The sequence below is a fragment of the Streptomyces sp. AM6-12 genome, assembly GCF_044327085.1.
Taxonomy (GTDB): Bacteria; Actinomycetota; Actinomycetes; order Streptomycetales; family Streptomycetaceae; genus Streptomyces.
Window position 1 is genome coordinate 111,106 of the sequence record NZ_JBIQWN010000003.1, and the last position, 17,841, is coordinate 128,946.

Below are 17,841 nucleotides of genomic sequence, written 5' to 3' on the forward strand. Positions count from 1 at the left end.
GGTCCGTAAGTTCCGCTCGGGAAAATTTCGAATTCCACTTTAGCGCCGATGGAGCCGTCCGCTGGATATGACCACCGTGGCCGAGAAGGGATTAGCATCCCGACTTGTTGGTCCATTCTCAATGCCACCTGACCTGCGAGCACCGGGCACCACCCACACGCGGTGAGCGGACGAGAATCACGGGACACTCGTTTCGGCCGTTCCATGGATTTGTCTCGCCAGCGGGACACCTGAACGTCCGGCGGAGGAAGGAAGACTGGCAAATGGCATCGAGTGCGCAAACGTCACTCGTTCAGGAGATCTCGGCGCTGTGGCGGGAAATCCTCGGCGATCGCGAGGTCGGGCCGGACAACGACTTCTTCGAGCTCGGCGGCAATTCGATAGCCGGCATCAAGATCATTGAACGGGTGGAGCAGGACTACGGCGTCAAGCTGTCCGTGCGCGACTTCTACCTGGCGCAGACCCCCGCGCGGGTCGCCGAGCTGATAGAGCAGGGGAGGGTCGGGACGTGAGGCTGACGCCGGGTCCCGCGCGCGACATCGACCTCGACGGGGTCGACCTGTTCGACCTGGACCTCTACACCTCGGGCGACCCGCACCCGATCTGGGACGTGATGCGGGAGAAGGCGCCCGTGCACCACCAGGTCCTGCCCGACGGGCGGGAGTTCTGGTCGGTGACCCGGCACGAGGACGTCTGCCGGGTGCTCGGTGAGCACCGCGAGTTCACCTCGGAGCGCGGCACGACACCCACCCACGTCGGGGTGGACGACCCCGCGGCGGGCAAGCTGCTGACATCCACCGACCCGCCGCGGCACACCGAGGTCCGCCGGCCGCTCGGCGCGCCGCTCACCCCCCGGGCGGTGAAGTCCTGGGAGGACTCGATCCGCCGCACGATCGTGGGCTTCCTCGAACCGGCCCTGGACGGCGAGAAGTTCGACCTCGCCGAGCGGGCCCTGCTCCTCCCGGCGATGATCACCGGCCCGCTGCTCGGCATCCCGGAGCGGGACTGGGCGGAACTCGTCCAGCTGACCGCGATGGTGACGGCCCCCTCGGACCCGCACTTCATGGTGGGCCACGAGGCCGCCACGCTGGCCATCTCCCACCACGAGCTGATCAACTACGTCACCGAGTGGGTCGAACGGCGGCGGGCGCGGGGCGGCGAGGACGACACCCTGCTCACCCACCTCATGGGCGTCCGCGCGGGCGGCGAACCGCTGACCGACGAGGAGATCGCCCTCGACGGCTACAGCATCCTGCTGGGCGCCAACGTGACGACGCCGCACACCATCGCCGGCACCGTCCACGCGCTCGCCGAGCGGCCCGAGCAGTTCGAGAAGGCGCAGGCCGACCCGTCGCTGATCCCGAACCTGGTCGAGGAAGGGCTGCGCTGGACATCGCCCGCGTGCAACTTCATGCGCTACGCGGTGGACGACGTCCACCTCGCCGGGGGCACCATCCCGGCCCGTGCGGCCGTCGTCGCCTGGATCGGCTCGGCCAACCGGGACCCCTCCCAGTTCACCGACCCGCACACCTTCGACATCACCCGCAGCAACGCCAAGCGTCATGTCGCGTTCGGGTTCGGACCGCACTTCTGCATCGGCGCACCGCTGGCCCGGCTGACCCAGCGCGTCTTCTTCGAGGAACTGCTCCAGCGGTTCGGCTCCATCGAACTCGCCGGCGAACCGGAGCACCTGCGGTCGTACTTCATCGCCGGAATGACCCACCTCCCCATCGTCGCGCAGAAACGGCAGACGCCATGACAACGGCCACCACCACCGCCATGTCGCCGTGGTTCGTCCGGCCGCCGGCCGCCGGCCACCGCGCCCGGATCTTCTGCTTCCCGTTTTCCGGTGCCGGGGCATCGGCCTTCAGCTCCTGGCCGGCCGCGCTCGACGGCGCCGAGGTCTGTCCGGTGCAGTTCCCCGGCCGCGAGAACCGGCTGGGCCACCCGCACTACGGCACCTACGAGAATCTCGCCGACGCCCTGGTCGAGCCTCTCGCACCGCTGCTCGACCGGCCGTTCGCGTTCTTCGCCCACTGCTCGGGCGCGCTGCCCGCGTACGAGACCGTGCTCCGGCTCGCCGAACGCGGCCTGCCCACACCGGACTGCCTGTTCGTGTCGGGTCAGCCGGCCCCCCACGACGCCGCGCGCGACCGGATGCTCACCATGACCGAGCCCGAACTGCGCGCCGAGGTCGAGTCGTTCATCCGCAGCCGGGGGATGCAGCCGCGGCCCGACATGGTCGACATGGGCGTCATGGTGCTGCTGCGCGACCACGCGGCCGCGGGCGTGTACCGGCGCGTGGAGCCGGCCGCGGTGCACTGCCCCGTCGTCGTACTGCACTGGCGGGACGACCCGGATGTGAGCCTCACCGACCTCCAGGGCTGGCGCCGGTACGCGGACTCGGTCGAGTTCCGGGTGCTCGACGGCGGCCACTACGACTTCATGGACGCGCCCGGCGAACTGCGAGAGCTGCTGACCCGCTGGCTGTGAGCACCGTGCGGCCGCCCCGTGGGGCCGTACGCCGAGGGAACCGGAAGGAACGCGAATGAGTGGCGCAGCCACCGGTATTGCCGTCATCGGGATGTCCTGCCGCTTTCCCGGAGTGCCCGACCTGGCCGGGTTCTGGCGGCTGTTGCACGACGGGAGGTCCACCGTCGGCACGTTCCCGGAACAGCGGGCGGCCGACGCGCGGACGAGGCACCTGTCCCACCCGGACGCCGCCACCCTGGACGCCGGGTCGTTCTTCGACTCCGTCGACGGGTTCGACGCCGCCTTCTTCGGGGCGGGCCCCGCGGAGGCGGCCGCCATGGACCCCGTGCAGCGGCTCGGGCTGGAGCTGGCCTGGGAGGCCGTCGAGGACGCCCGCGTGCCGGCGAGCGTCCTCGCGGGCCGCGAGGTCGACGTCGTCGTCGGCGCCGCGCCCTCCGGATACCAGCAGCTGCGCAAGCAGACCGGCAGCGACCAGGACGACCACTACGCCGCCCTCGGCTCCAGTGGCGCGCTGATCGCGAACCGGATCTCCAGCCTGTTCGACGTGCGCGGCATGAGCTTCTGCGCGGATTCGGGCCAGTCCTCCTCCCTCGTGTCGCTGGCGCTGACCTGCGAACGGATCCGGTCCGGCGCCGTCGACATGGCGCTCGCCGGCGGCGTGCACCTGATCGCCGACCCGGAGGCCGGGGCCGGCCTGGCGAATCTGGGCGCCCTGTCGCCCGACGGCCGCTGCTTCCCCTTCGACGCACGCGCCAACGGGTTCGTCCGGGGCGAGGGCGGCGCGTTCGTCCTGCTGAAGCGGCTCGACCACGCCGTCCGCGACGGCGATCACATCTACGCGGTGGTGCGCGGCTGGGGCGTCGGCAGCGGCGGCGCGACCTCCCGCATGCCGGACCCCAGCCCCACCGCGCAGGCGGCCGCGGTGCTGTCCGCGCTGCGCCGCGCGGCCGTACCGTTCGACGGCGTCGACTACGTCGAGGCCCACGGCACCGGCACCCGGCTCGGCGATCCGGCCGAACTGTCCGGCCTGCGTGAGGTGTTCCGGGAGACCGGCCGCGGCCGCCCCCTGACGGTCGGCTCGGCGAAGGCGAACGTCGGGCACCTGGAACCGGCCGCCGGCATCGTCGGCTTCGTGAAGGCCGCGCTCTGCGTGGACCGTGCCGAGCTGGTCCCCAATCCGGGTTTCCACTCCCCGAACCCCGCCGTGCCCGACTTCCACGAGTACTTCGAGGTGCTGCGCACCGCCCGGCCCTGGCCGGCCGCGCCGGACCGGCCGCGGCGGGCCGGGGTGACCTCGATCGGCATGGGCGGCACCAACGCGCACCTGATCCTCGAACAGGCCCCCGACCGGACGGCCGGACGCCCCGCCGCGGACGCTCCGTCGCGGAAACCGGCGGCCGTCCGGGGCGGCGGCCCGGTGCCGTGGGTGCTGTCCGCGCGGTCGGAGGCCGCCCTGCGGGAGCAGGCGGCCCGGCTGCGGGAGCTCCTGGCCGCCGACGCGTCCGTGCCGGCGGCCGATGTGGGCCACTCGCTGGTGGCCACGCGGCAGTCGTTCGAACACCGGGCGGTGCTCCTGGCCGGGGACCGCGAGGAGGCGCTCGCCGGTCTCGCCCCGCTGGCTGCGGGCGGCGACGCGGCGGGCGCGGTGCGCGGTACGGCCACGGCTCCGGCGGGTCCGGTCGTCTTCGTGTTCCCCGGCCAGGGCTCGCAGTGGCCGGGCATGGGACGGCGGCTGTACGCGGAGTCGGAGGTGTTCGCGCGCGCGATCGACGAGTGCGGGCGGGCCCTGGCGCCGTGGGTGGACTGGTCGCTGGTGGACGTGGTGACCGGCGCGCCGGGGGCCGCGTCCCTGGACCGGGTGGACGTGGTCCAGCCGGCGCTGTTCGCCATGATGGTGTCGCTGGCGCGGGTGTGGCGGTCGCTGGGCGTGGTCCCCGAGGCGGTGGTCGGGCACTCGCAGGGCGAGATCGCCGCGGCCTGCGTGTCCGGCGCGCTCTCGCTGGAGGACGCGGCGCACGTCGTCGCCCTGCGCAGCCGGGCCCTGATCGAGCTGGCCGGTCCGGGCGGGATGAGCGCGGTGGCCGCGCCCGCCGACTGGGTGCGCGACCGGCTCGGCCCGTGGTCCGGCAGGCTCTCCATGGCCGCCGTCAACGGGCCGTCGTCCGTGGTGATCTCCGGGGACGACGCGGCACTGGACGAGTTCGCCGCGCTGGCGGCCCGCGACGAGGTCCGGGTGCGCCGGGTCAAGGTGGACTACGCCTCGCACTCCCACCACGTCGAACGCATACGTGAGCGGCTGCTCCGGGACACCGCGGGGGTGACCCCCGGTGAGTCGGTGGTGCGGTTCCACTCCACGGTCACCGGCGCACCGCTCGACACCCGCCGCCTCGACGGCTCGTACTGGTACGACAACCTGCGCTCGATGGTGCGCTTCGGCGAGGTCGTGGACGATCTGATGCGCCGCAGCGGCGGCGTGTTCGTGGAGGTCAGCCCGCACCCCGTGCTCCAGGTGGCGATGGAGGAGGCCGCCGACGCGCTGCCGGACCCGCCGGTGGTGGTGGGCACCCTGAACCGGAACGACGGCGGTACCGGCGACATCCTGACGTCGCTGGCCCGGCTGCACGTGCGGGGGGTGCCGGTGGACTGGGAGGCGGTGTTCGCCGCGGACCGACCGCGCCGGATCGCCCTGCCGACCTACCCGTTCCAGCGGCAGCGGTACTGGCTGACGGCGCCCGGCGCCACCGCCACCACCGACGACACCGCGCACGCGGGCCCCTTCGCACACCTGGACTCGGAGGAATCGGTCCTCGACCTCGTGTGCGCCGAGACGGCGGCGCTGCTCGGCGGCAAGGAACCGGCGCCGACCGGCGCAGCGCTCGTGGCACGGGCGACCGAGACCTTCAAGGACCTGGGGTTCGACTCCTCGACGGCCGTGGCGCTGCGCAACCGGCTCACCGCAGCGACCGGGGTGCGGCTGCCGGCCACCGTCGCGTTCACCTACCCCACCCCGCACCGGCTCGCCTGCCGCATCTTCTCCCTCCTGGAGCAGCCGGCGCCCGGCGTCCCGGAACCGGCGGCGGAAGCGAGCCCGCCGGGCCCCGGTGACGACGAGCTCTACGCCCTGATCGACCGCGGTTACGTGTAGCCGCACCCGTTCTTCCAAGTAACCGATGAGGGAGGCCCTGGTGGAGGAAGTCGACAAGCTCCGGTCCTACTTGCGACGCGCCGTCGGCGACGCGCAGCAGTTGCGCGAGCGGGTCCGCGAGCTGGAGGAGTCCGCGCGCGAGCCCATCGCGGTCGTGGGCGTGGGGTGTCGCTTCCCGGGCGGGGTGACGTCCCCCGACGACCTGTGGGAAGTGGTGTCCGACGGCGTGGACGCGATGAGCGGCTTTCCGGCGGACCGCGGCTGGGACCTGGAGGCGCTGTACTCCCCGGACCCCGAGGCGCCCGGCACCACGTACACGCGCGCGGGCGGGTTCCTGCCCGGTCTCGCGGAGTTCGACGCGCCGTTCTTCGGCATCAGCCCGCGCGAGGCACTGGCGATGGACCCGCAGCAGCGGCTGATCCTGGAGACGGCGTGGGAGGCGCTGGAGCGGGCCGGCATCGACCCGGCCGGCCTGCGCGGTACGGCGACCGGGGTGTTCACCGGGCTCTACGCCGTGGACTACGGCCCGCGGATGGGCGGCGGCGCGGCCGGCGAGGCGGAGGGCTTCGCGAGCACCGGGACGTACACCAGCGTGGCCTCGGGCCGGGTGGCGTATGTGCTGGGCCTGGAGGGCCCGGCGGTGTCGCTGGACACCGCGTGCTCGTCCTCGCTGGTCGCCGTCCACCAGGCCGTACGGTCCCTGCGGTCGGGGGAGTGCGCGCTGGCGCTGGCCGGTGGGGCCTCGGCGCTGTCGACGCCGGGGCTGCTGGTGGAACTCGCGCGGCAGCGGGGGCTGTCGGCGGACGGGCGGTGCAAGGCGTTCGCGGACGCGGCGGACGGTACCGGTTTCTCCGAGGGCGTGGGCATGCTGGTGCTGGAACGGCTCTCGGACGCGCGGCGCAACGGGCGTCGCGTCTGGGCGGTGATCCGGGGCTCGGCGATCAACCAGGACGGGGCGTCCAACGGGCTGACCGCGCCGAACGAGCTGGCGCAGCGCCGGGTCATCCGGGCCGCGCTCACCGATGCCGGGCTGTCGGGCGGCGAGGTGGACGCGGTGGAGGCGCACGGCACCGGCACCAGGCTGGGCGATCCCATCGAGGCCGAGGCCCTGCTGGCCACGTACGGGCAGGAGCGGGAGCCGGGCAGTCCGTTGTGGCTGGGGTCGCTCAAGTCGAACATCGGGCACACGCAGGCGGCCGCGGGGGTCGGCGGCATCATCAAGATGATCATGGCGATGCGTCATGGGGTGCTGCCGAGGACGCTGCACGTGGACCGTCCCTCGTCCCATGTGGACTGGTCGGCCGGGGCGGTCGAGCTGCTGACCGAGGCCCGTGAGTGGCCCGGCACACCCGGCCGGCCCCGGCGCGCGGGCGTATCGGCCTTCGGCATCAGCGGCACCAACGCACACGTGATCCTGGAGCAGGCCCCCGAGGCGCAGCCGGAACCCGGCGCCGCGGCCGAGGACCCGGCCGCCCCCGCCGGTGTGGTCCCGCTGGTGCTGTCGGCGCGCTCGGAACAGGCGCTGCGGGCACAGGCGCAGCGGCTGCGGGACCACCTGGCCGCGGACGCCGCACGGCCGCTCGCGGGGGTGGGACACGCGCTGGTGACGACGCGCTCGCTGTTCGAGTACCGCCAGGTGGTGATCGGCACCGGCCGGGACGACCTGCTCGCGGGCCTCGCGGCCGCGGCCGCGGGCGACGACGACGGCCACCCCGCCCTGGTGTCCGGGGTCGCCCGGCCGGCCGGCAAGACGGTGTTCGTCTTCCCGGGCCAGGGCTCCCAGTGGGCCGGAATGGGGCAGGAACTGTGCGCCTCCTCCCCGGTGTTCGCGCGGCGCATGCGTGAGTGCGCCGACGCGCTGGCGCCGTACGTGGACTGGTCACTCTTCGATGTGCTCGGCGACGCCGAGGCGCTGGAGCGGGTGGACGTCGTACAACCCGCGCTGTGGGCCGTGATGGTGTCGCTGGCCGAGGTGTGGCGCTCGTACGGGGTGCGGCCCGCGGCCGTCGTGGGCCACTCGCAGGGCGAGATCGCCGCCGCGTGCGTCGCCGGCGCCCTGTCGGTCGAGGACGCGGCGAAGGTGGTCGCGCTCCGGTCGAAGGCGATCCTGGCGCTGTCCGGGCGCGGTGGCATGGTGTCGGTCGCGCTGCCGGAGGCGGAGGTACGCGCACGGCTGACGGACGGGCTGTCCGTCGCGGTCGTCAACGGGCCCTCCGCCGTGGTGGTCTCCGGTGACGTGGCCGCGCTGGACGCGCTGCTGGCCGCCTGCGAGGCGGACGGGGTGCGGGCGCGGCGCGTGCCGGTGGACTACGCCTCCCACTCCGCACACGTGGACGCCCTGAAGGAAGAACTGGCCCGGCGACTCAAGGGACTTGAGCCGCGCCCGGCCGAGATCCCCTTCTTCTCGACGGTGACGGCCGACTGGCTGGACACCACGGAACTGGACGCCGGGTACTGGTTCGCCAACCTGCGCCGCACGGTCCGCTTCGAGGAGGCGACCCGTGCCCTGGCCGAGCAGGGCTTCCGCTGCTTCGTGGAGGCATCCCCCCATCCGGTCCTGACGGTGGGGGTGGAGCAGACCCTGGACGGCGCGGGTGTGGAGGCCGCCGTCGTGGGTACCCTGCGGCGCGACGAGGGCGGTCTCGCGCGGCTGTACCGGTCGGCGGCCGAGGCCTTCGTGGCGGGCGCCGCGGTGTCGTGGCAGGCGGCCTTCCCGGACCAGGGCGGCCGCTGGACCGAGCTGCCCACGTACGCCTTCGAGCGTCACCGCTACTGGCTGGACGCGCCGCGGGAGACCACCGCCGGGAGCACCTCGGACCATCCGCTGCTCGATGCCGTGATCGAGCTGCCGGCCACCGAGGGGCGTTGCGGGATCGCGGGCAGCGGCCGGCTGTCGCTGGAGCGCCATCCGTGGCTCGCCGAGCATGTGGTGCACGGCGCCGTCCTGGTGCCGGCGGCGGTGCTGGCGGAGCTGGCGCTGTGGGCGGCGGACCGGGCGGGGTACGACGCCGTCGGCGAACTCACCCTGGAGAGCCCGCTGGTGCTCTGCCGCACGGGCGACCGCGAGATCCGCGTCGTGATCGACGGCGAGGGCGTCCTCGGTGTCCACTCGCGCGGCGCGGGCGAGACCGCGTGGACGCGCAACGCCGCCGGTGTCGCCGGATCCGGCGTCCGGTCCGAGGGCGCGGAGGGCCTCGCCGCGTGGCCGCCCGCGGGCGCCGCCGACGTGCCCTTCGAGGACGAGTACGCGCGGCTGTCCGCCCTCGGGTTCGGCAACGGACCCCTGTTGCGCGGTCTGCGGCGGGTGTGGCGCCGGGGCGACGTCCTGTTCGCCGAGGTCGCGCAAGCCACCACCGACGGCGCGGACCGCGGCCGGTTCCGCATCCATCCGGCGCTGCTGCACGCCGCGTTGCTCCCGGTCGGCCTCGGCCGGTTCGTCGACAACGACCGGCCCGAGGGCTGGCTGCCGCTGCGCTGCACGGGCCTTCGCGTGCACCGTGCCGCCCGGCCGGACGTGCTGCGTGTCCGGCTCGCGCCCGCGGGGGAGAACACGCTGTCCGTGATCCTCGCGGACCAGGACGGCGCACCGCTCGGCGGTATCGAGTCGCTGACCCTGCGGCCCGCGGACGTCACCCAACTGACCGAACTGAGCTTCGACCACCGGGACGCGCTGTACCGCGCGGACTGGGTTCCGGTCCCCCTCCCGCCCTCCGCTGCCGCCGGGCAGCGCGCGGTGCTGGGCGCGTCCGACGCGGTCACCGCGGCCCTGGCACAGGGCGGGGCGGTCTTCACCGGCCCCGGTGAACTAGCCGCCGCCGGCGGGGAGATACCCCCGCTCGTCCTCGCCGCCGTCGACCCGGCGCCCGCGGACGGCACCGACCTGCCCGCCGCCGTCGAGCGCGGCCTGCACCGGGTGCTGCGGTGGACGCGGGAATGGCTCTCGGACGCCCGGTTCGCCGACTCCCGCCTGGTCGTCGTGACGCGGCGGGCCTTCCACGACGAGCAGGTCCCGCACCCCGACCCCGCGTCGGCCGCGGTCTGGGGCTTCGTCCGCACCGCGCAGACCGAGAACCCCGGCCGCTTCGTCCTCGTGGACATCGACGACCAGCCCGGCTCCTGGGCCCTCGTCGCCGCCGCGGCCGGGACCGGGGAGGCCCAGCTCAAGATCCGGAACGGTACCGTGACCACCCCGCGGCTGGTCCACGCCCTCGGGGCGCCCGGCAGGCCGGCCCCCGGCGCGCCGCGGGACGTGCCCGCGCTCGGCTCCGGCACGGTGCTGATCACCGGAGGCACCAGCGGCCTCGGGGCGCGACTGGCCCGGCACCTGGTGGCGCGGCACGATGTGCGCCGGCTGGTACTGACCAGCAGGCGGGGACGGAACGCCCCGGAGGCGGCGGCGCTGCGGGCCGAACTGACCGGTGCCGGGGCCGAGGTCGAGATCGCGGCCTGCGACGTCACCAGCCGTGACGCCGTCGCCGCGCTGCTCGCCGCCCAGCCGTCCGCACACCCGCTGACCGCGGTGATCCACTGCGCCGGCCTGCTGGACGACGGCGTCGTCGAGGCGCTGACCGAGGAGCGCGTGGACGCGGTCCTCGCGCCGAAGGTGCGCGGCGCCTGGCATCTGCACGAGCTGACCCGGAACCTGGACCTGTCCGCGTTCGTCCTGTTCTCCTCGGTCGCCGGCGTGCTCGGCACGGCGGGACAGGCCAACTACGCGGCGGCCAACGCCTTCCTCGACGGCCTGGCCGAGGCCCGCCGCGCCGCGGGCCTGCCGGCCACCTCGCTGTGCTGGGGCTTCTGGGCCGACCGCAGCGAGATGGTGGCCGGCCTCGGCGAGGAGGACGTCGTACGCCTGCAACGGCAAGGCGTGCAGCCGATGGCCTCCCACGAGGGGCTCGCGCTCTTCGACGCGGCGCTCGCGCTGGCCGAGCCGGTGCTGGTGCCCGCGCGCCTGAACCTCGCCGCCCTCGACACGGCCGCACCGCTCCTGCGCGCCCTGCCCGGCACCGGCACGCCTGCCGGACCCGGCGGCGGTCCGGCGCCCGGGGAGTCCGGCGGCACCGCACTGGCGCAGACGCTGGCCGCGCTGCCGGCGGCCGAGGCCGAGGCGGCGCTGCTCGATGCCGTGCGGGCGCAGACCGCGCTCGTCCTCGGTCACGCCGACAGCCGGCGGATCGGCCCCGCCGCCACGTTCAAGGAGCTGGGGATCGACTCGCTCACGGCACTGCAACTGCGCAACAAGCTGTCGGCGGTGACCGGTCTGAAGCTCCCCGCCACACTCGTGTTCGACCACCCGAACCCGGCCGCCCTCGCCCGGTTCCTCACCGCGGGCATCGCCCCCGGCGCAGGCCCGGAGTCCCCGGCCGACGGCCTGGTGAAGGAGATCGAGGGGCTGGGCGCCCGGCTGGAGGACGCGTTCGCGCGGCTCGCCGAGCCGGACCAGGCCACCATTTCCACCCTGCTCGGCGAACTTCAGGGCCGGGTCCGTTCGCTGGCGAGCGCCGGATCACCGGTCGGCATCGTCGACCAGATCACTTCCGCATCAGCGGGCGAGCTGCTCTCGCTGCTGGACAAAGAGCTCGGCTAGGGGAGAGCGATGACGAACGACAACAACGCCGAGGTCCTCGACTACCTCAAGCGGACCTCGATCGAGCTGATGGAGACCCGCAAGCGCCTGCGGGAGCTGACGGACGCCGCCGCCGAGCCCATCGCGGTGGTGGGCGTGGCCTGCCGCTTCCCGGGCGGCGCGGCCTCCCCGGAGGAACTGTGGGAGCTGGTGCGCACGGGCACCGACGCCATGTCGGACTTCCCGCGGGACCGCCACTGGGACCTGGAGAGCCTGTACGACCCGGACCCGGACCGGCCGAACACCTGCTACACCCGCTCGGGCGGATTCCTGTACGACGCGGGTGACTTCGACGCCGAGTTCTTCGGGATCAACCCGCGCGAGGCACTCGCCGCCGACCCGCAGCAGCGGCTGCTCCTGGAGACCTCGTGGGAGTCCCTGGAGCGGGCCGGCATCGACCCGCATTCCCTGCGCGGCAGCGACACCGGTGTCTTCGCCGGGATCGCCTACTTCGGGTACGGCAACCACTTCTTCACCCCCGAGGCCATCTCGGGCTACGGGCAGACCGGTTCGCTGCTGAGCGTGGCGTCCGGCCGGGTGTCGTACACGCTGGGTCTGGAGGGCCCGGCGGTGTCGGTCGACACCGCGTGCTCCTCGTCGCTGGTGGCGGTGCACCAGGCGGTGCAGTCGCTGCGGCAGGGCGAGTGCGGTCTGGCCCTGGCCGGCGGCGTCACCGTGGTGGGGATGCCGCAGGTGTTCCGGGAGTTCGCGCGGCAGCGGGGGCTGTCGGCGGACGGGCGGTGCAAGGCGTTCGCGGACGCGGCGGACGGTACCGGTTTCTCCGAGGGCGTGGGCATGCTGGTGCTGGAACGGCTCTCGGACGCGCGGCGCAACGGGCGTCGCGTCTGGGCGGTGATCCGGGGCTCGGCGATCAACCAGGACGGGGCGTCCAACGGGCTGACCGCGCCGAGCGGGCCCGCCCAGCAGCGCGTGATCCGGGCGGCGCTGGCGAACGCCCGGTTGCAGGCCCGCGACGTGGACGCGGTGGAGGCGCACGGCACCGGTACCACCCTGGGCGATCCCATCGAGGCGCAGGCGCTGCTGGCGACCTATGGGCAGGAGCGGGAGCCGGGCAGTCCGTTGTGGCTGGGGTCGCTCAAGTCGAACATCGGGCATACGCAGGCGGCCGCGGGGGTCGGCGGCATCATCAAGATGATCATGGCGATGCGTCATGGGGTGCTGCCGAGGACGCTGCACGTGGACCGTCCCTCGTCCCATGTGGACTGGTCGGCCGGGGCGGTCGAGCTGCTGACCGAGGCCCGTGAGTGGCCCGGCACACCCGGACGGCCCCGGCGCGCGGGCGTGTCCAGCTTCGGGGCCAGCGGCACCAACGCACACCTCATCCTCGAAGAGGCACCGCGGGACGGGACGGAACCGCAGGACGAGACCGCGCCGCAGGCCGGCACGGCACCGGCCTGCACCGGCGCACCGGTGCCCTGGGTCGTGTCGGCGCGCTCGGAGCAGGCGCTGCGGGCCCAGGCGAAGAGGCTGCGCGAGTTCGCCGCCGACGCACCGGACACGGACCTCGCCGACATCGGCTGGTCGCTGGTGGCGAGCCGGGCGCGGTTCGAACACCGTGCCGTGGTGCTCGGCCACGACCGGGACGAGCTGCTGGCCGCACTCGCCGCGCTGGGCGAGGGCGCGGAGGCCGCCGGCGTGGTGCGCGGGGTCGTCGGCGAACCGGGCGGCACCGCCTTCATGTTTCCGGGCCAGGGCGCCCAATGGGCCGGTGTGGCGGGGCAGTTGTACGACGCCTACCCCGTCTTCGCGCGCAGCCTGGACGAGATCTGCGCCCGCTTCGACGCCCATCTGCCCTTCGCCCTCAAACCCCTGCTCCTCGCCGACGAGCCCGAGGGCCGCGAACGCACGGACATCGCACAGCCGGCGCTGTTCACCCTCCAGGTCAGCCTGTACCGGCTCCTGACACGGTACGCTCCGCGCCCCGGCCACCTCATCGGTCACTCCGTCGGCGAGATCGCCGCCGCCCACGTCTCCGGCGCCCTCGACCTGGACACCGCGACCAGGCTGGTGGCCGCCCGCGGCCGGGTCATGCAGACGGTCACCGAACCCGGTGCCATGCTCGCGGTACGCGCCTCGGAGGCCCACGTCGCCACGCTGCTCGGCGAGTACGACCGCGTCGGCGTCGCCGCCGTCAACGGCCCGGAGTCGGTCGTGGTCTCGGGCCTGCGCGACCAGGTCCACGCGCTCCGGGACCGGCTCGTCGCCGAGGGCACGTCCGCGAAGCTCCTCGCCGTCGGCCACGCCTTCCACTCCCCGCTCATGGACCCGGTCCTGGACGAGTTCGCGGCGGCGCTCGGCACCCTCCCGGCGGGCACCCCGTCGATCCCGGTCGTCTCCACCCGGCTGGGCCGCGAGGCCACGCCCGAGGAGCTGACGTCGGTCGCGCACTGGGTGGACCACGTCCGCGCACCCGTCCGCTTCCACGACGCGGTGGACCGCGCCCGCGCGGCCGGCGCGCGCGTCTTCCTCGAAGTGGGTCCGGGTGCCGCACTCGCGAGCATCACCACGGAGGCCTTCGCCGGCGAGGGTGTGCACGACGCGCTGGTCCTGTCGGCCTCGCGGCGCGACCGCGGGGCGCGGCAGGCACTGGTCGGCGCGCTCGCCCGGCTGCACGTCCAGGGCGTCGAGGTGGACTGGCGCGCCCTGTTGGGCACGGGCCGTCTGGTGGACCTTCCGACGTACGCCTTCCAGCGGCAACGCTACTGGCTGGACCTGCTGGCCGGAATGGGCTCCGCGGACGTCGCCGCCGCCGGTCTCGCGGCACCGGGGCACCCGCTGCTGGGTGCCATGGTGGAGCAACCCGGCACCGACGAGGCGGTGTTCGCCGGACTGTGGTCGCTGCGCACCCACGACTGGCTGGCCGACCACGCGGTGTTCGGTGCCGTCGTCGTACCGGCGACGGCCTACCTGGACCTGGCGCTGTCGGTGGGCGAGCGCGTCGGCTGCCCCGCGGTCGAGGAACTCACCCTGGAAGTACCCCTGGTCCTGCCCGAACCGGGCGACGTACAGGTGCGGATCGTCGTCGGCGGTGCGGACGAGAGAGGACACCGCTCGCTGGAGGTGTACTCGCGCTCAGGCGAGGACGACGGGGACGCGGGCGGCTGGGTACGGCACGCGCGAGGAAGCCTGGCACCGGACACGGCGCCGGCGCCCGCGTCGACCGACGACCCCCACGCGCTCGCCGCCTGGCCGCCGGCCGGGGCGCGGCGGATCGGCACCGAAGACCTCTACGACACGTTCGCGGACGCCGGGTTCGACTACGGGCCGGTGTTCCGCGGGCTGCGCGAGGTCTGGCGGCAGGGCGAGGACCTCTTCGCCCTCGCCACCCTGCCGGATGCCGCCGACGGCCCGGCCGGCGGCGGGTTCCTGCTGCATCCGGCGCTGCTCGACACGGTGCTGCACGCGGCGGTGGCCGGCGGGGTCATCGAGGTGACGGGCGAGCGGGGCTGGATGCCCTTCTCGTGGTCCGGGGCGGTGCTGTCCCGGGCGGCGGGTTCCAGCGTGCGGGTCCGGCTCCGCCCGGCGGGCGAGGGCGTGGTGTCCCTGGCGATCGCCGACGAACAGGGCCGCCCGATCGCGCACATCGGGGCGCTGACCTTCCGTCCGGCCGGCGCGGAACAGGTGCGCGCGGCGCGCGGCGGCCGGGAGCGGTCGCTGTACGAGGTGCGCTGGCGGCCGGTCCGGCAGCGCGGGACGAAGACCCCGGCCGGGCAGTGGGCCGTGCTCGGTGCGCGGGACGGACTGGCCGCCGGGCTGGCCGCGGTGGGCGAGGGACCCGTGGCGTACCACGCGTCCCTCGAGGACGCCCTCGCCGGGCAGGCACCCCGCCACCTCGTCCTGTGCCTGGACGACTCCACCGACGGGGGCCCCGGCCTGCGCACGGCGGTCGGCGACGCGGACAAGTACGTGCTCGACCGGGTGCAGCGCTTCCTCGCCGCGGACCGGGCCGCCGGAACCACGCTGGTGGTGCTCACCCGCCTGGCACTCGACACCGGCGGCGGCGAGCGCGTGGAAAGCCTCCCCGGCGCCTCCGTGTGGGGCCTGATCCGCTCCGCCCAGACCGAACACCCCGGCAGGTTCCGGCTGGTGGACATCGACGACGAGGAGAGTTCCTGGGCCCGGTTCCCGGACGCGCTCACTCTCGACGAGGACCAACTGGCGCTGCGCGCAGGCGCGTTGCTGGTGCCCCGGATGGCGCCCGCCGCACCCGCGGACCACCGGCTCGAACCCCCGGCGGACGGCCACCGGCTGGGCATCCCGGACAAGGGCACGCTGGAGAACCTCGTCTGGGTGCCGTGCCCCGAGGTGACCGGACCCCTGGCGAGCGGCCAGGTCCGCATCGCCGTCCAGGCCGCCGGACTCAACTTCCGGGACATCACGATCGCCCTCGGACTCGTGGACCGGACGGCCATCGACGCCGGGCTCGGCAGCGAGGGCGCCGGAGTCGTGCTGGAGGTCGCGGACGACGTCACGAACCTGGCACCGGGGGACAGGGTGACCGGCATCTTCTCCGGCGCCTTCGGCCGCGTGGCCGTCGCGGACCACCGCATGCTCGTCCCCGTACCCGACGGCTGGAGCTACGCCGAGGCGGCGTCCATGCCGTGCACCTTCCTCACCGCTTACTACGCGCTCAACCGGGTGACCCGGCTCAAGGAGGGACAGCGCGTCCTCATCCACGCCGCGGCCGGCGGCGTCGGGATGGCCGCCGTCCAGCTGGCGCAGCGGGCCGGCGCCGAGATCTACGCGACCGCGAGCCCGGCCAAGTGGCCCGCCCTGCGCGCCCTGGGACTGGACGACGAGCACCTCGCGTCCTCGCGCGACCTCGACTTCGCGGCGAAGTTCCTGAGGACCTCGGGCGGCCGCGGTGTGGACGTCGTCCTGAACTCCCTCGCGCACACGTTCGTCGACGCCTCGCTCACGCTGCTGTCCGGGGGCGGCAGCTTCATCGAGATGGGCAAGACGGACATCCGCGACGCCGGCCAGGTGGCGGCCGAGCACCCCGGAGTCGACTACCGGGCCTTCGACCTCTACGCGGCGGGCCCGGACACCATCCAGGAGATGTTCGGCGCCGTCATGAAGCTGTTCGCCGACTCGCGGGTGCGGCTGAACCCCGTCTCCGTCCGCGACATCCGCGACGCGCGCCGCACGTTCCGCGAGATGAGCCAGGGCCGCCACGTCGGCAAGCTGGTCTTCGAGCTGGGACACGGCTTCGGCGGCGGCACGGTGCTGGTCACCGGAGGCACCGGGGGAGTCGGCTCGCTGGTGGCGCGGCACCTCGTCGCCGAACACGGCGTCCGCAGCCTGCTGCTGGCCGGCCGCCGGGGCGCGGCTGCCGACGGCGTCACCGAACTGGTCGCGGACCTGGAGGCCGCGGGCGCCGAGGTGCGCGTCGCCGCCTGCGACGTCGCGGACCGGGCCGCCGTGGCGGACCTGCTCACGGACCTGCCCGGCCGGTACCCGCTGACGGCGGTCGTGCACGCGGCGGGGGCGCTGGCCGACGGCACCGTCGAGACGCTGACCCCCGAGAGCGTCGACCGGGCGTTGGACGCCAAGGTGGGCGGCGCGATCAACCTGCACGAGCTGACCCGGCGACTCCCCCTGTCCGCGTTCATCCAGTTCTCCGCCCTCGCCGGCCAGCTCGGCAACGGCGGTCAGGCCAACTACGCGGCGGCCAACGGCTTCCTGGACGCACTGGCGGCCCACCGCAGGGCGTCCGGCCTGCCCGGCACCTCGCTGTGCTGGGGCTGGTGGGAGCAGAGCAGCGGCATGACCGGGGAACTGGACAGGGCCGGCCTGTCCCGGCTGCGGCGGCTGGGCGTCGCCGCGATGCCGACCGCCGAGGCGCTGGCCCTGTTCGACGCGGCGACCGCGCTCGGCACGCCGGTTCTCGTCCCGGCCCGGCTGGACCTCGCCGCGCTGCGCCACCGCGGCGGCGACGAACTGCCGCCGCTGCTGCGCGACCTGGTCGAGGGCGGCCGTCCGCGCCGCAGCCGGGCGGGCACGCCCCAGGACGCCGGGGCGCCCGACCTGACCGCCCGGCTGGCCGCGCTGCCGGACGACGAGGCGGCGGCGGCCGTCCTGGACTGGGTCCGCGAGCAGGCCGCCCTCGTCCTCGGACACCCCTCCGGCACGGCCGTGGACGTCGACCAGGCGTTCACCAAGCTCGGCTTCGACTCGCTGACCGCGGTCGAACTCTGCAACCGCCTGGCGGCCGCGACCGGACTGCGCCTCGCGTCCACCCTCGTCTTCAGCTACCCGACACCCCGCGAGCTGGCCGGCCACCTCGCCGGCCTGCTGCGCCCGGAACGGACCGCGGACCCGGCGGCCGAGGACGCGCGGATCCGCGCGGTCCTGCACACCATCTCCGTCGACAGCCTGCGCAGCGCGGGCCTCCTGGAGCAGGTCCTGGCCTGCGCCGGGCCGCCCACACCGGGCGGCGACGGGCAGGCGGCGGACCCGGCCACGGGCGGGGACGCGGACACCGGCGCGGAGGAACTGTCGGCGATGGACCTGGAAGCACTGGTCGACCTGGCTCTGGAGGAGAAGCGGTGAGCGA

Annotated in this window: 6 protein-coding genes; all 6 read left to right on the forward strand. The window is 74.4% G+C overall.

What is annotated here, in order from left to right; genetic code table 11:
* Window positions 1-263 precede the first annotated feature (263 nt).
* Genes ACE4Q9_RS33825 through ACE4Q9_RS33850 form a run of 6 tightly spaced genes read left to right on the forward strand, consistent with a single transcriptional unit; the run spans window position 264 to window position 17,837 of the window.
* A complete protein-coding gene (locus ACE4Q9_RS33825) occupies window positions 264-512 on the forward strand; it encodes a phosphopantetheine-binding protein (RefSeq protein ID WP_397988441.1) in 249 nt (82 codons plus the stop codon).
* Window positions 509-1,759 (forward strand): cytochrome P450, encoded by a 1,251-nt coding sequence (locus tag ACE4Q9_RS33830; RefSeq protein ID WP_397988443.1) that lies wholly within the window; start codon window positions 509-511, stop codon window positions 1,757-1,759. The genes ACE4Q9_RS33825 and ACE4Q9_RS33830 overlap by 4 nt, the downstream gene beginning before the upstream one ends.
* Window positions 1,756-2,493 carry a thioesterase II family protein gene (locus tag ACE4Q9_RS33835; RefSeq protein WP_397988445.1) on the forward strand — a complete coding sequence of 246 codons (738 nt, stop codon included), beginning with the start codon at window positions 1,756-1,758 and terminating at the stop codon, window positions 2,491-2,493. The genes ACE4Q9_RS33830 and ACE4Q9_RS33835 overlap by 4 nt, the downstream gene beginning before the upstream one ends.
* A gap of 55 nt (window positions 2,494-2,548) precedes the next feature.
* The gene (locus ACE4Q9_RS33840; protein WP_397988447.1) at window positions 2,549-5,638 is read left to right on the forward strand and encodes a type I polyketide synthase; all 3,090 of its coding nucleotides are present in this window, start codon (window positions 2,549-2,551) and stop codon (window positions 5,636-5,638) included.
* A 40-nt stretch (window positions 5,639-5,678) separates the two neighbouring features.
* Window positions 5,679-11,225, forward strand: coding sequence for an SDR family NAD(P)-dependent oxidoreductase (locus tag ACE4Q9_RS33845; RefSeq protein ID WP_397988448.1), 5,547 nt, complete (start codon window positions 5,679-5,681; stop codon window positions 11,223-11,225).
* A gap of 60 nt (window positions 11,226-11,285) precedes the next feature.
* Window positions 11,286-17,837: a type I polyketide synthase gene (locus ACE4Q9_RS33850; RefSeq protein ID WP_397988865.1), complete on the forward strand. Its 6,552-nt coding sequence runs from the start codon at window positions 11,286-11,288 to the stop codon at window positions 17,835-17,837.
* The last annotated feature ends 4 nt before the right edge of the window (window positions 17,838-17,841 follow it).

What these genes read in the sequence shown, in the direction of transcription:
- ACE4Q9_RS33840 (WP_397988447.1), top strand. Translation starts at nt 2,549, where the DNA reads ATGAGTGGCGCAGCCACCGGTATTGCCGTCATCGGGATGTCCTGCCGC.
- ACE4Q9_RS33835 (WP_397988445.1), top strand. Translation starts at nt 1,756, where the DNA reads ATGACAACGGCCACCACCACCGCCATGTCGCCGTGGTTCGTCCGGCCG.
- ACE4Q9_RS33825 (WP_397988441.1), top strand. Translation starts at nt 264, where the DNA reads ATGGCATCGAGTGCGCAAACGTCACTCGTTCAGGAGATCTCGGCGCTG.